This window comes from Nonlabens ulvanivorans, assembly GCF_000732625.1.
Taxonomy (GTDB): Bacteria; Bacteroidota; Bacteroidia; order Flavobacteriales; family Flavobacteriaceae; genus Nonlabens; species Nonlabens ulvanivorans.
In genome coordinates this window covers 289,683-305,228 of record NZ_JPJI01000032.1, presented here as the reverse complement: position 1 = coordinate 305,228, position 15,546 = coordinate 289,683, and the positions used below count along the sequence as shown (strand labels likewise).

Here is a 15,546-nt window from a genome sequence, read left to right as displayed (position 1 = left end):
TAAAACTAGCTTTTACCTTTATAATGTAGAAAAGAAGAATATGAAGTTCAATACCAAAACCATACACGGCGGTCAGGAAAATATAGACCCAGCCTATAATTCTGTAATGCCGCCCATTTATCAGACAACTACTTTTAAACAAAGCACGCCACATGGACATAAAGGTTTTGAATACTCACGTAGCGGTAACCCGACTCGTGATGCGTTAGAAAAATCTATGGCTAGTTTAGAGAACGGCGCTTATGGAATTGCTTTCGGTTCTGGTCTTGCCGCTATTGATGCGGTGCTTAAATTATTAAAATCTGGAGATGAGGTGATTTCTACTAGCGATTTATATGGTGGTTCTTATCGATTATTTACACAGATTTTTCAAGACTTTGGTATCAAGTTTCATTTTGTAGGAATGGAGAACGCAAGTAATATTGAGAAGTACATTAATGATAACACAAAACTTATTTGGGTAGAAACGCCTACTAACCCTATGATGAATATTATAGACATAGAAGCTGTTTCAAGAATATCTAAAAAGCACCAATTACTTCTTGCTGTAGATAATACATTTGCGACACCATATTTACAGCAGCCCATAGATTTAGGCGCAGACATTGTTATGCATAGTGCTACTAAATATTTAGGAGGTCATAGCGATGTTGTTATGGGTTCTCTAGTCGTAAATGATGAAGAGCTGGCAAAGAGATTGTACTTTATACAAAATGCAAGTGGTGCTGTTCCTGGACCACAAGATTGTTTTTTAGTGTTGCGAGGCATTAAAACACTACATGTACGTATGCAACGACATTGCGAAAATGGTAAAGCTGTTGCGCATGCTTTAAAATCAAATCCTAATGTAGATAAGGTATACTGGCCAGGTTTTGAAGACCATCCTAATCATGAAGTTGCTAAAAAGCAAATGAAGGATTACGGCGGTATGGTTTCTTTTAGTACAAAAGCTGGTACATTAGAAAGTGCAGTTAAGGTTGTGGAGAATTTAAAGGTTTTTACTTTAGGAGAATCTCTAGGTGGTGTGGAGTCTCTCGCAGGTCATCCAGCAAGTATGACACATGCTAGTATACCTAAAGAAGATCGCGAGAAAACAGGTGTTGTGGATTCATTGATACGATTAAGTGTTGGAATAGAAGATATTGAGGACCTTATAGAAGATTTAAGACAAGCTTTTGCCTAATTAGGAGGCACATGTTAGCAAAAAAGGCAGCCGATAGGCTGCCTTTTTTATATTAAATACTATAGTGTTTATAGATAATAAATGTATCCAACATTAAACCACCAGATAAAATCAAATGAGCGGTTATTAACATTGCGTGGACTTAATCCATCTACATAATTACTATCATAATAATGCCATGCGCTAGAAACTAAAAGGTCACTTAATTCACTTATCTTATATCTGAATCCTATGTCTCCTACTAAAGCAAAGGTGCTACCTTGTGACGTGTCGATGCGATCTATAAAGGTAGGATAGGTTGTTACCGGATTATTAAGAGGTCCTAATGTTGATGTAGCTTCAGGTCTGAAGTTTACATAATGAGCTCCTATTCCAAAATAAGGGGCAAACTTAGGCTGACCTTCTTGAAAATCTCTAATACTCATCGGGAACCATTCTAGGTGAGTTCCTATTTCAAAGACTTTTGCTTTACCAGTCATAGATCTTAATTGCAAACCGGCTAGACTAGGTCTATCCGCAAGTTCACTTAAATGATCTAGTGTGGTCACATGATAAGCTAATTGATTACGAATTTTAAAGTGATCATTCCAGTAGGTGTCTTGAGTGTAACAATTACAATTTGCTCTATATGCAAAGTTGATATAATGTACTAAACCTATACCGGTTCCTACGTTACCTTTATTAGTAGGCCAATCATAGCGTTCTCCATAATCTGATTGAAAGGCAACAGGTCCAGCGATAACACCTATTTCATGAGAGATACCTAACTGTGCATCTACCGTTTGTGCAGTACAAATTACTGCTATAAAAAATCCAATAAAGCGTAGGGTCTTAATCATGATTATGGCATTGATAAAGCGACAAATATAATAAAATGTTAAGGATACTTATGATAGTATAACCTCTTTAAAACATGAAGTTTATATTAAGATCATTTTATCTATAACGAATTATCAACGTTACTATTCTTTAACTACTTAAATAAATGACAAAATTTATATCACTATTGTACATTAATATATATTTGCATTATCAACGAAAACGTTTTCTTTAAACGTAATTATTATCATAATAATGGAAAAAAACATTGAAAGTTTTATCGATTTGATAAAAAGTAAGAACCCTAACGAGCCAGAATTCATTCAGGCAGTTAGTGAAGTTGCAGAAGCTGTAATACCTTTTATCGAGAACAATCCTCAATATGCTAGCGATAAATTGCTAGAACGCATGGCTGAGCCAGAACGTGTAACTATGTTCCGTGTGCCTTGGACAGACGATAGTGGAGAGGTTCAAGTGAATCGCGGTTACCGTATACAAATGAATAGCGCTATAGGTCCTTATAAAGGTGGATTAAGATTTCATCCATCTGTTAATTTAAGTATTCTTAAGTTTCTTGCCTTTGAACAAGTTTTTAAAAATAGCTTAACGACATTGCCTATGGGTGGTGGTAAAGGTGGTGCAGACTTCAACCCTAAAGGTAAATCAGATCGTGAAGTAATGCGTTTTTGTCAATCGTTTATGGTTGAATTGCAACGTGTTATAGGTGCAGATACTGATGTGCCTGCAGGTGATATAGGAGTTGGTGGACGTGAAATAGGCTACTTATTTGGATATTATAAAAAACTAAGAAATGAGTTTACTGGTATACTTACTGGTAAAGGGCGTTCTTATGGTGGTTCTTTAATAAGACCAGAGGCAACTGGTTACGGTAACGTATACTTTGCTGAAAATATGCTGAAGACTCGTGGTGAATCCATAAAAGGAAAAACAACTGTTATTTCAGGATCTGGTAATGTAGCTCAATATGCTGCAGAAAAGATCTTGCAATTAGGCGGTAAAGTCGTTACCATGTCAGATTCTGGTGGATATATTCACGATGCAGATGGTATTGATACAGATAAACTTGCCTTTGTAATGGACCTAAAGAATAACAAACGTGGTCGTATATCTGAGTATGTAGCACAATATCCTAGTGCAACATATCATGAAGGTGAACGTCCATGGTCTGTAAAGTGTGACATCGCATTGCCGTGTGCTACTCAAAATGAGTTAAACGGTGATGAAGCAAAAGCTTTAGTTTCTAACGGTTGTATGTGTGTAAGTGAAGGAGCAAACATGCCTAGTACTCCTGAAGCTATTGAGCATTTCATCGATAACAAGATTTTATTTGCGCCAGGAAAGGCCTCTAATGCAGGTGGAGTAGCGACATCTGGTCTTGAGATGTCACAAAACTCTATGCGTTATAGCTGGACTGCAGAGGAAGTAGATAATAAATTACACGGTATTATGAATGATATTCATGAAGCATGTGTTGAATACGGTAAGGATAGTGATGGGTTTGTAGACTACGTTAAGGGTGCAAATATTGCTGGATTTGTAAAAGTAGCAGATGCTATGCTAGCACAAGGAATTGTATAGTATCGCTTTCGCGAAAGCGTAATCATAATTATTAAAACCTCTGAACTATGCTTCAGAGGTTTTTTTATGGCTCATTATTAAAGGTTATTTTTGACCTTACCGTATATTATTCATTCTTAAAAGACGTTTGCTTTATATGAAGCGATTATTGATAGTGTTTTTAATTCTGTTGTCTCAATGGTCAGCAGCTCAAGATTTTTCTAATGAATGGGAAGCCTTTTTTTCGTATTCTAATATTATTGATTTAGAACAAGATGGTGACTTAATCTATGCGGCTAGTGAAAATTCAATATTTGTATATGATACGGTCTTAAATTCTTTTGAAACAATAACAACAGTTAATGGATTGAGTGGTGAATCCATATCTCAGATTTATTACAGTGAAGCAAAGAATTTATTAGTAATAGCCTTTAATAACGGGTTGATACAGGTAGTGCCAGAGACTGGTGACGTCATAAATGTGGTCGCTATAAGAGATAAGCAGACCATATCACCAGTAGAGAAAGGTGTCAATGAATTTCTTGAGAGAGGTGATTTATTATATATGGCAACAGATTTTGGTATCGCTATCTATAACTTAGAATTGCTAGAGTTTGATGATACTTATTTTATAGGCGATAATGGATCTCAACTCGCTGTTAACTCTATTGATGTATTTGGCGGTTTTATTTATGCCGCAACCAGTAATGGTGGTATGAGAAGAGCAAGTATATCTAATCCGTTTTTACTCGATTTCATGAATTGGACTCAGATTAATAACGATAGTTGGGATGAGGTAACCACTTTTAACGGCAGTATTTATGCGGTTACACAAGGCAGGTTTGTTGGAACGCCTAATGGGTCTGGTTCATTTGGTGGTATCGGATTACAATTGCCAGCAAGATCTACAGATGCTCACGTAAATCAAAATTTTATAACCTATGCTACAACAGATTTTGTATTGGTATATGACACAAATTTCAATGAAGTTTTCAGAGTAGATGATGTTAATGGAGAGAGCTTTAATTATACTAGTGCCATTTTATTTAATGACAATTTATTTATAGGAACAGAGACTGCGGGAATGCTGCGAGTTAATATTTCAAATCCTACAGATAACGAGTTTATTATAGCAGAAGGACCTGCGTTTAACTCGGTTTTCTCTGTTCAAACATTACCTAATGAATTATGGGTTACTTATGGCTCGCATGATGTTTTCTATACTCCAGATAATGCTATTAGGGGAATAAGTCATCTTGTTGAAGAAGGATGGATCAATTATTCAAATACAGAAGTAAGTGGCCTGCGCAGTATACCTAAGGTAACGATTAACCCAGATAATCCTAACGATCTAGTTGTTCACTCTATGAATAATGGATTGATAGATTTTATAGACGGTGTAGCTGGAACGCAATATGGTATTAATAACAGTACATTAGAGAGTATATTACCACCATCAGAATTTTTTGTAAGAATTCCAGATGGTGCTTATGACTCACAAGGTAATTTATGGGTGATACAATCTCAAGTGGATAATGCATTACATAGAAGAAACCCTTCTGGTCAATGGACTTCATTTGATGTTGGATCGGTATATGAAGAAGTTTCTAGCGGTTCTAGTACAACTAAAATTCTAGTAACTAACGATGATAAAATTATTTTTGGCTCTACAGATGGTGGACTTATAGGTTATGATCCGTCATTAGATCAATACTCTAGACTTACAGAAGGTCTTCAGGAAGGTGATTTGATTAATAATTACATTAGTACGATAAGAATAGATCAACGCAACCAATTATGGATAGGTTCAAACCTAGGATTAAGGGTGCTTTCTAGTGTAAATAGTTTATTCTCTGATGATATACAGGATACTAGAGCTATTATTATTGAAGATATTAATGATATACCTAGGGAATTATTAAGAGATGAAGCTGTACTGGATATTGAGGTGGACGGTAACAATAATAAATGGGTGGCGACAGGTAGTTCTGGTGTTTTTCTATTTAACCCTAGTGGTAGTGAAACTATTTTTCAGTTTACAAAAAACAATTCTCCTTTACCGGATAATGAAGTAAGAGACATCGCAATAGATGAAACAACAGGACTTATTTATTTTGCAACTAAAAATGGTTTAGTTGCTTTTAAAGGAGATAGAGCCAGTAAGCCACAAGAAGATCTTGAGAATGTTTATGCCTTTCCTAATCCGGTGCGTCCTGGATTTGATGGTAATGTTACTATTGATGGATTAACTAATAGAGCGCGTGTAAAAATTACTGATATAGAAGGTAATCTCGTATTTGAAAAAGTTTCTCAAGGTGGAAGTATTCAATGGGATACACGTAGTTTTTCTGGAAATAAAGTAGCTAGTGGTGTTTATATGTTATTTATTTCTACTGATGATAATATAGAGACTACAGTTTCTAAATTAATGATTGTTAGGTAAATGCTTACTCGCACACCAGCAATAGTATTATCTACTGTTAAGTATGGCGAGGCAGATTTAATCGCTCGATTATATACTAGAGAATTAGGCACACAATCATACATGCTTAAAGGAGTACGTAAATCACGTAAAGGGAAATTGCGCATCGCTTTTTTTCAACCTTTAACCCAGTTAGACATTGTCACACAACACAAAGGAAAAGGATCGCTAGAGTATATTAAAGAAGCTCACGTCGCACCAGCATATGATACTATTCATACAGATATTATAAAAAGTAGTATAGTCATGTTTTTTTCTGAGATCTTAACGCAGTTGTTGACAGAGCAACAGCCAGATGAATACTTATATGATTATGTATCTAGTATTTTTCAATTTTTAGATCAAACAGATACTGTAGCCAATTTTTCTATCAAGACATTATTAGACCTCACTTCTCATATGGGTTTTCAACCTGATATGGAGACTATCGATTTACCGTACTTTAATTTATTAGATGGATCATTTGATAACAACAGTGTTTTACCTCATCACGCAACTATAGAAGAAAGTATCTTAATTAAGCAATTTCTGGGCACGAATTTTGCTGCAATAAATGAGATTAAAATGAATAGAGAAGAGCGCAATAGCCTATTAAATTTGGTCATTGATTATTTTCAGATACATTTGCACGTCTTTAAAAAACCTACATCATTAACGATTTTAAAACAGCTATTCGATACGTGAAAAAGTTACTATTGATATTTATAATATTAACTACTTTTCCTTCCATAGCACAGGTGGTTACGATTGTAGATATAGATACTAATGAGCCGTTAGTTAATGTAGCTGTTTATAATAAAACAAAGTCAAAATCTGCTGTGTCAGATATTGAAGGTCAGGTAGATTTAAAAATTTTTAACGATCAAGAATTTATCTATTTTCAGAGCATATCATATGCTACCATCAAAATAATAAAGACAAACATTTCAAAAGATAAATTCATCAGGTTGCAACAGCAATCAGATTATTTTAATCCTATAATTTTATCAGCTTCAAAATTTGAGCAAAGAGCGCAAGATATTCCTCAAAAAATATTTGCTGTAAATAAAGAAGAAATTACTTTCAATAATCCACAAACTAGTGCAGATTTGTTACAGCAATCTGGTCAGGTTTTTGTTCAAAAATCTCAACAAGGTGGTGGTAGTCCTATGATAAGAGGATTTTCTACTAATAGGTTGTTGATAACCGTTGATGGTGTGCGCATGAATACGGCCATCTTCCGTAGTGGTAACCTGCAAAATGTTATTTCTATCGATCCATTAAGTGTAGATCGTAGTGAGGTAATTTTAGGTCCTGGTAGTGTTGTTTATGGTAGTGACGCAATAGGTGGAGTGATGAACTTTTATACACTTAAGCCACAGTTTCAAAAAGATTCAGTTCAAATAACAGGTAGTGGTTTATTGCGATATGCAAGCGCAAATAATGAGAACACAGGTCATTTAAATTTTAATATCGGTGGCGAGAAATGGGCCTCTGCAACCAGTATAACGGTTAACTTTTTTGATGATTTACGGATGGGTACTCATGGTCCCGATGATTACTTAAGAGAAAGCTATGTCGTGCGACGTGATGATCAAGATATTTCTATAGTAAATGATAATTCTTTAATCCAGCGTCCTACAGGATATGACCAACTTAATATTTTACAGAAACTTAGGTATCAACCTACTCAAGATTTTGAATTTGGACTAGGTGTTATTTATTCTGGTACTGGTGATTTTCCTAGGTATGACTCTTTAGATCGCTTTCGCGAAAGCGCTGAACCTAGAAACGCAGAGTGGTTTTATGGTCCACAAAAATGGTTAATGACTAATTTTAATGTGACTCATCGTGGTGATGGTAAGTGGTATGACAAAGCAGTTTTAACACAGGCATATCAACATTTTGAAGAAAGTCGTATAACAAGGGATTTTCAAGATTCAGAACGCTTTGTTAATGAAGAACAGGTTGATGCGATATCCACTTCGTTAGATTTTGAAAGACGTGATAGAGAATCTAACGCATTATTTTATGGTGGTGAATTTATTCATAACCGAGTACGTTCTAATGGATATATTCAAGATATAGATACTAACGTATTCTCGGCAAATGCAACCAGATATCCAGATGGTTCCTCATGGAGATCACTTGCTGCTTATGCAAGTTATCAATGGAAAGTGTCTTCTCAAATGATTGTAAATACTGGTTTAAGGTATAATCATATATGGATTGATGCAGATTTCACGGCTAACAATGCATTTTTTAATTTCCCATTTGAAGAAGCAACCATTAATACCGGAGCACTTACTGGCGGAATAGGAGCGACTTATGTTACTAATAATAAATGGGAATTGAGAAGCAATCTTAGTACGGCCTTTCGTGCGCCTAATATCGATGATTTAGGGAAATTGTTTGATCCTAGTCCTGGCACAGTCATAGTCCCTAATCCAGATCTGGAATCAGAATATTCATATAATAGTGAGATAGGTGTCAAGAAAACATGGAATGATAAGCTCACACTAGATGCAAGTGTTTATTATACTTATTTAAAAGACGCACTGGTCGCTCAAAATGATGAACTCAACGGGCAATCTATTATAGAATATCAAGGAGAGCAAAGTCAAGTGCAATCCATACAAAACGGTGAAAAAGCAAACATTTATGGACTAGAATTAGGCCTTAATTATAAACTTAATGATCAATTCTCTTTAATAGGGCATTATAATATTACAAAAGGAGAACAAACAGAAGTGGATGGTAATAAAATCCCAGTAAGACATGTTGCTCCGGCTTTTGGAGATTTGCAATTAAATTATGAAAAAGAGTCTTTGAAACTTGGTTTGTTTGCTCAATTTAACGGTCAATTTGATTTTGAAGATTTAGATCCTAGTCAACAAAGTCGTCCTTATCTATATGCTTTAGACTCAAATGGCAATCCATATGCACCATCATGGTACACTCTTAACATAAGATCTAGATATAGTCTCAATGAGGCACTTTCTTTAAATGTGACACTAGAAAATATGACAGATCAACGATATAGAACATACTCATCTGGTGTAAGCGCTGCTGGTAGAAATTTAATTCTAGGTGCTAGATACCTATTTTAACAACTGATAATTATAAAGTGTATCTAACGATTTCTCTTGCTCAGCAAACTTTTCAGCTTCACGCTAGTGGAGCAGCATATTGGGTAGAACAAGACACAGTGTTACTTGCCGATGTTCACTTAGGTAAAAGTGCTCATTTCCGTAAAAATGGAATGGCTATTCCTGCCAGTGCAGATGATATGGAGTACGATAAACTTAATGAGGTTATTGAGCTATTTAATCCATCGCGATTATGGTTTCTAGGTGATTTATTTCATTCTTATATAAACGCAGAGTGGCACTTCTTTGAACAATGGGTACGTTCTCAAACCATAGAGTTAGCATTAATTATGGGTAATCACGATGTCATAGGTAAAGAAATTTTTGAAAAAATTGGTGTAAAAACCTATGAGCAACTCCATATGGGCGATGTGATTTTAACACATCATCCGCAAGAGATTAGTGGTAAATTCAATATCGCTGGTCATGTTCACCCGTCGATTAAAATGAAAGGTGTCGGACGACAAAGAGTTAAATTACCGTGTTTTTTCAATAATGAATTTGGTTTAATTCTAGCGGCTTTTGGTGATTTTACGGGAACTTATACTTTAAAGCCTAAAAAAGGTAATCGCATATTTGCAATTGTAGAGCAAGAAGTGATGGAACTACATTAGTTTTATAAAACTCTTAATGTAATTGTTGTCAATAGTCCAGTATCTTTAAGACATGAAAAAACTAATCGCAGTACTCAATCTTATCAGTATTATTTTTCTAATTGCATGGAATGGCTTTGCAAATACAGGAAATTATAACGGTAAAACAGTAGGAGAATTAAGTGCCGAATATAATAACCTCTTCACACCAGCTAGTTATGCATTTTCTATATGGGGTTTAATTTTCTTAATGCTATTAGTGTTTGGTATATATGGTGTTTATATCGCTTTCGCGAAAGCGAAACAATCACAGCCCACAGATTATAGAGAAGATTTTTTGAAAACGACTGCTCCATGGTTTTTACTCGCAAATATATTTTGTAGTGCTTGGGTAGCATTTTGGTTAGATGAAATGGTAGGAGTTTCGGTAATATGTATGCTGGGTATTTTAGTTAGTTTATTGATTTGTGTAAAAAAATTAGACATGGAGATATGGGATGCGCCTTTTCCTATCATCGCCTTTGTTTGGTGGCCATTGTGTCTCTATGTGGGATGGATTAGCGTCGCTACTATAGCAAATATAGCGGCATGGTTGAATGGCAACTTTGACTTTGCAATAACTACCCAAGTATATGCAACTATGGTCATGATTTTTGTAGCATTTATTGTGAATATGGCGATGGTAGTTTATCGCAATATGCGAGAATTTGCTCTAGTAGGTGTATGGGCACTGGTTGCAATTTTCATGAGGTTTAACGAGCCTATGGATGGTCTGAGTAAACTGGCAACTAATCAGATTGCCTATTTGGCATTAGGGCTGGCATGTGTGCTAACTATCGCAATAGCAATACATGGTTCTAGAAATAAAAAGACGAACCCATATAGAAAGTGTATGGAATGGCGTGACTCTAATAAGTAATTAAAAGCTTTTTATATCATTTCCCCACGTAGGATAATTAAATATCACGTCCTTCAATTCTTCAAAGGTCATGTTTGCTTTCATGGCAATAGCAAACATATTAATTTGCTCTGCAGCTTCAGGTCCTACGATGTGTGCTCCTAATATTTTGTTACTGTCGTTTTCTAAAATAATTTTATAGCCATAAAGCGGTGCGTTAATACGCTGGTTGTTGAACCATTCACTAGCCTCGCTTTCAATTGTATGATATGTTTTCTCTGCTTCAATTGCTTCATTCTCTGTAAGTCCTATGCCAGAGCATTGTGGTATGGTGAATACGGAGCTAGGAATTGCAGGGATATTTAATTCTCTCTTTTTACCATTAAGATTATCAGCGACTACCTTAGCTTCTATGCTACTTAAAGGTGTAAGAGGTAAGCTTTTACTTGAAATGTCTCCACATGCATATATATGAGCTTGAGAAGTACTTTGTAGGTTACTGTTAACTAATACGCCATCCTTATCAGTCACCACATTAGCCAGTGCAAGATTTAATTTATCAATTGATGGTACACGTCCAGCAGTGTTAAAAACACAATCAGTAGTCACTTGATGTATTTGATTATTTATAGCATAGTGAACGCAATAACGATTTTCTATTTTTTCTATGCTAGAAACCTGAGCGTTTTTAATAATCTTTATACCCATTTTAATAGATTCTTCTTCTAGTAAATTAGAGGTAAAAGTTTCAAATGGGCTTAAAATTTGATCTCCTTTATCAATAATAGTCACATTAGATCCAGCCCTACACAGCATATGGCCAAATTCCATTCCGATATATCCGCCACCTACAAATACTACTTTTTCAGGTACTTCTGTCAGGTTAAAAAAATCTGCTGAAGTTAGTGTGTATTTTTCTCCTGGAATACCTAGACTTAAAGGTTGCATTCCTGTAGCAATTACAAAATACTCTGATCTGATTTCCTTACCATCTAAGATAATGGTATGAGCATCTTTAAAACTTGCTTTCCCGTGATAGCAAATTATACCATTCTCTTTTAAGTTTTTTTCTGTGTTTTTGGGAATATTGCTGGTATAGCGTTTTGCATAATTAAATGCATCTTTCCAGTTTATTTTAATTTTTCCTGTGATACCATCTCCATTCATATTCTTGGATGATTCAAAGGCTTCACTAGAGGCGAGTAATAATTTTTTAGGATCACAACCACGTTGTGAACAAACGCCACCATATTCTTTTATATCTATTATGCCTACTTTTTTGCCAGCGGCAGCACATTCCTGAGCAACTAATTGACCAGCAGTACCAGTTCCAAATACAAATACATCAAATTTATCCATTGCATAAAGGTATCTTCTATGTTACAGTTTCTATATTAAAGTATTCTCAATATTCTTGAGCATGCTGGTATCTAGGCTTATCTTTGTGATTCTATTATGAGTTTTAACAAGATTCTTAAGCAATATGCACAAGCCCCACAAACGCAAAGTTTGCGAGAAGTGGTATCCCAATCTCAAGGTTATACACATTTAAGTGGTTTGCAAGGTAGCGCGTTCACCATCGCAGCGAGCTCTATTTTTGATGAGGTAGAAAAGCCTTTCATGGTCATTGCAAATGATAAAGAGCAAGCCGCCTATATTCTCAATGACTTTGAAAAAATGTTGGGAGATGATCGAGTTCTTTTTTATCCCGGAAGTTATAGACGTCCTTATCAAATAGAAAAGACCGATAATGCAAATGTGCTTTTACGTGCCGAAGTACTTAATCGAATCAACTCTCGTAAAAAGCCTGCGGTAATTGTAACTTATCCCAATGCACTTTTTGAAAAAGTTGTTACTCGCAAAGAGTTAGAAAAGAATACTCTTAAAATTGCCGTAGGTGATCAAATTTCCATTGATTTTGCAAATGAGGTCCTTTTTGAATACGAATTTAAAAGAGTTGATTTTGTTACAGAGCCTGGAGAGTTTTCAGTACGTGGTGGAATTTTAGATGTGTTCTCTTTTTCACATGATGAGCCTTATCGTATTGAATTTTTTGGTAATGAGATTGATACCATTCGTGTGTTTGATGTCGAAACACAATTATCCAAAGAGCAAATCAAAAAAATCTCAATTATACCTAATGTTGAGCATAAAAAGCTAGAGGAGAATCGAGAGAGCTTTTTGCAATATTTATCTAATAAAACGGTGATTTTTGCAGAGAATGTTGAGTTGCTATATAGTAATTTAGATACTCTTTTTGCCAAGGCAGAACAGGCGTATAGCGAGTTGCAGGGTGAAGTCAGACAACTATTACCTTCAGAAATATTTTGTGACTCTTCCATTATTAAAAAGCAACTTGTAAAATATAATCTTATTGAATTAACTACTCAATCTGGTAATATTGCTTATCAAACAACGCCTCAACCAGCATTTAATAAGCAATTTGATTTACTGGTTGAGAATCTTAAAGAGAATGAGGAGAATGGATATACCTCATATCTTTTTTGTGGTACAGCGCAGCAGGCAAAAAGATTTAAGGACATCTTTGATGATATGGGAGCGCAAGTACAGTATGAGACTGTGGTTATGACTCTTTTTAAAGGTTTTATTGATCATAATTTAAAAATAGCTTGTTATACAGATCATCAAATTTTTGATAGATACCACAAGTTCAAACTAAAAAATGGATATGCCAAAAAGCAAGCCATAACGCTGAAAGAACTTAACACCTTAGAAATAGGTGATTATGTAACACACATTGATCATGGAATTGGGAAATTTGGTGGGCTACAGAAAATAGATGTGAATGGTACTCAACAGGAAGCTATTAAATTGGTTTATGGCGAGCGTGATATTCTATATGTGTCCATACACTCTTTACACAAGATAACTAGATATTCTAGTAAAGATGGAAAAGCTCCTAAAGTATATAAATTAGGTAGTCCTGCCTGGAAAAAGCTAAAAGCAAAAACAAAAACAAAGGTGAAGCAAATCGCCTTTGATTTAATCCAATTATACGCAAAAAGACGTGCTAAAAAAGGTTTCCAATTTGAGCCCGATGGATACCTTCAAAATGAACTTGAAGCTAGTTTTATTTATGAAGACACACCAGATCAAAGTTCTGCAACAGCAGATGTAAAAGCAGATATGGAAAGTGATCGACCTATGGATCGATTAGTTTGCGGTGATGTTGGTTTTGGTAAGACAGAAGTAGCGATTAGAGCCGCCTTTAAAGCAGCAGTTAGTGGTAAACAAGTTGCTGTTTTAGTGCCTACAACAATTCTCGCGTTTCAACATGCAAAAACTTTTAAGGAGCGATTAGGTAATTTACCAGTGACTGTAGATTATCTAAATAGATTTAGAACAGCAAAGGAGCGTAAAAGTGTGCTAGAAGGTCTTGCAAATGGTCAGGTTGATATCGTGATAGGAACTCATCAATTAGTTAGTAAGTCGATACAGTTTAAGGACCTAGGATTACTCATTATAGATGAGGAACAGAAGTTTGGTGTTGGAGTAAAAGATAAACTTAAGACTCTTAAAGAGAACATCGATACACTCACGTTAACAGCAACGCCCATACCACGTACATTACAGTTTTCATTGATGGCGGCCAGAGACTTAAGTGTTATTAAAACGGCACCACCCAATAGGCATCCTATAGAATCGAGAGTGATTCGATTCTCAGAAGAAACCATTAGAGATGCGGTGAGTTATGAGATTTCTCGTGGTGGTCAGGTATTTTTTGTGCATAACCGTATTGAAAATATTAAAGAAGTAGCTGGTATGATTCAGCGCTCAGTACCAGATGCTAGAGTAGGTATAGGACATGGTCAGATGGATGGTAAAAAACTTGAAGAATTAATGTTGTCGTTTATGAATGGTGACTTTGATGTTCTTGTTGCAACCACGATTATAGAAAGTGGTTTAGATGTTCCGAATGCAAATACTATTTTTATAAATAATGCAAATAATTTTGGTCTATCAGACCTGCATCAAATGCGTGGACGTGTAGGTCGTAGTAATAAAAAAGCCTTTTGTTATTTCATCACACCGCCATATGATATGATGACTGATGATGCCCGCAAACGTATACAAGCAGTAGAGACTTTCTCAGAACTAGGTAGTGGTTTTAATATCGCAATGAAGGATCTTGAGATACGTGGTGCTGGAGATATTTTAGGTGGTGAACAAAGTGGTTTCATGAATGAAATAGGTTTTGATACGTATCAAAAAATATTAAATGAGGCTATTGAAGAGCTTAAAGAGAACGAGTTTAAAGATCTATATAAAGAGGAAACTGTCGAAAAAATTCACGTTACTGATGTCACCATAGACACTGAGTTTGAGTTACTTTTCCCAGACGACTATATTAATTCTATAACAGAGCGATTAGCTTTGTATTCTAAACTTAACGAACTCAAAAATGAGGCTGAATTAGAAGTATTTAAAAAAGATCTAGAAGATCGTTTTGGAGATTTACCAGATCAAGCTGAAGATCTATTAACCAGTATCAAATTAAAGTGGATAGCAGCAAGAATGGGACTCGAAAAGCTCATTATGAAGCAGGATAAACTCATCGGTTATTTCATTTCTGATCAGCAAAGTGATTTTTATCAAAGTGCCACATTCTCAAAAATACTACAAGCAGTACAAGGGCAACCACGTGTGCTGCGCATGAAAGAGAAACAAACTAGAGGTGGATTAAGGTTATTGCTTACCATAGACAAGGTGAAAACCGTTGATCGTGCTTTTGATGTATTAAATGCTATTCTACCAGCTGTAGAAAAAGTATAAATAATATGTTCACAAATTAAAAAGCCTTGTTCTTACATAGGAACAAGGCTTTTTAATGTTATAATATGAAC

9 protein-coding genes and 1 pseudogene are annotated in these 15,546 nt (G+C 35.3%); 8 read left to right on the top strand and 2 right to left on the bottom strand.

The genetic code is table 11. The annotated features are described in order from the left end of the window. Positions 1 to 37: 37 nt before the first annotated feature. A pseudogene (locus IL45_RS08495) lies at positions 38 to 1,183 on the top strand (trans-sulfuration enzyme family protein); the annotation flags it as partial. A 68-nt stretch (positions 1,184 to 1,251) separates the two neighbouring features. On the opposite strand, the gene IL45_RS08490 reads toward IL45_RS08495, so the two are convergent. Continuing rightward, positions 1,252 to 2,022: a THC0290_0291 family protein gene (locus tag IL45_RS08490; RefSeq protein WP_036582767.1), complete on the bottom strand. Its 771-nt coding sequence runs from the start codon at positions 2,020 to 2,022 to the stop codon at positions 1,252 to 1,254. Positions 2,023 to 2,257: 235 nt separating this feature from the next. Between IL45_RS08490 and gdhA the strand changes: the two genes are divergently transcribed. The 6 genes from gdhA to IL45_RS08460 all read left to right on the top strand — a co-directional run bounded on the left by gdhA (position 2,258) and on the right by IL45_RS08460 (position 10,702). Continuing rightward, positions 2,258 to 3,601 (top strand): NADP-specific glutamate dehydrogenase, encoded by a 1,344-nt coding sequence (gdhA, locus tag IL45_RS08485; protein WP_036582765.1) that lies wholly within the window; start codon positions 2,258 to 2,260, stop codon positions 3,599 to 3,601. Positions 3,602 to 3,737: 136 nt separating this feature from the next. After that, the gene (porZ, locus tag IL45_RS08480; RefSeq protein WP_036582763.1) at positions 3,738 to 6,023 is read left to right on the top strand and encodes a type IX secretion system anionic LPS delivery protein PorZ; all 2,286 of its coding nucleotides are present in this window, start codon (positions 3,738 to 3,740) and stop codon (positions 6,021 to 6,023) included. Beyond that, positions 6,024 to 6,746 carry a DNA repair protein RecO gene (gene recO / locus IL45_RS08475; protein WP_036582760.1) on the top strand — a complete coding sequence of 241 codons (723 nt, stop codon included), beginning with the start codon at positions 6,024 to 6,026 and terminating at the stop codon, positions 6,744 to 6,746. It begins immediately after the preceding gene. Then, a complete protein-coding gene (locus tag IL45_RS08470; RefSeq protein ID WP_036582757.1) occupies positions 6,743 to 9,151 on the top strand; it encodes a TonB-dependent receptor in 2,409 nt (802 codons plus the stop codon). The genes recO and IL45_RS08470 overlap by 4 nt, the downstream gene beginning before the upstream one ends. A gap of 17 nt (positions 9,152 to 9,168) precedes the next feature. Next, on the top strand, positions 9,169 to 9,804 hold the full coding sequence (gene pdeM / locus IL45_RS08465; protein WP_036582755.1) for a ligase-associated DNA damage response endonuclease PdeM: 636 nt from the start codon (positions 9,169 to 9,171) through the stop codon (positions 9,802 to 9,804). A 52-nt stretch (positions 9,805 to 9,856) separates the two neighbouring features. Continuing rightward, a complete protein-coding gene (locus IL45_RS08460; RefSeq protein WP_036582753.1) occupies positions 9,857 to 10,702 on the top strand; it encodes a hypothetical protein in 846 nt (281 codons plus the stop codon). On the opposite strand, the gene IL45_RS08455 is transcribed toward IL45_RS08460, so the two are convergent. Further along, positions 10,703 to 12,040 carry a dihydrolipoyl dehydrogenase family protein gene (locus IL45_RS08455; protein ID WP_036582750.1) on the bottom strand — a complete coding sequence of 446 codons (1,338 nt, stop codon included), beginning with the start codon at positions 12,038 to 12,040 and terminating at the stop codon, positions 10,703 to 10,705. Between the two features lie 96 nt (positions 12,041 to 12,136). Here IL45_RS08455 and mfd point away from each other — a divergent pair, with 96 nt between their 5' ends. Beyond that, positions 12,137 to 15,475: a transcription-repair coupling factor gene (gene mfd, locus IL45_RS08450; RefSeq protein ID WP_036582747.1), complete on the top strand. Its 3,339-nt coding sequence runs from the start codon at positions 12,137 to 12,139 to the stop codon at positions 15,473 to 15,475. Positions 15,476 to 15,546: the final 71 nt, after the last annotated feature.

Excerpts from the sequence above, each read along its gene's own strand:
- IL45_RS08490 (WP_036582767.1), bottom strand. The coding sequence starts at position 2,022 with ATGATTAAGACCCTACGCTTTATTGGATTTTTTATAGCAGTAATTTGT.
- gdhA (WP_036582765.1), top strand. The coding sequence starts at position 2,258 with ATGGAAAAAAACATTGAAAGTTTTATCGATTTGATAAAAAGTAAGAAC.
- porZ (WP_036582763.1), top strand. The coding sequence starts at position 3,738 with ATGAAGCGATTATTGATAGTGTTTTTAATTCTGTTGTCTCAATGGTCA.
- recO (WP_036582760.1), top strand. The coding sequence starts at position 6,024 with ATGCTTACTCGCACACCAGCAATAGTATTATCTACTGTTAAGTATGGC.
- IL45_RS08460 (WP_036582753.1), top strand. The coding sequence starts at position 9,857 with ATGAAAAAACTAATCGCAGTACTCAATCTTATCAGTATTATTTTTCTA.
- IL45_RS08455 (WP_036582750.1), bottom strand. The coding sequence starts at position 12,040 with ATGGATAAATTTGATGTATTTGTATTTGGAACTGGTACTGCTGGTCAA.
- mfd (WP_036582747.1), top strand. The coding sequence starts at position 12,137 with ATGAGTTTTAACAAGATTCTTAAGCAATATGCACAAGCCCCACAAACG.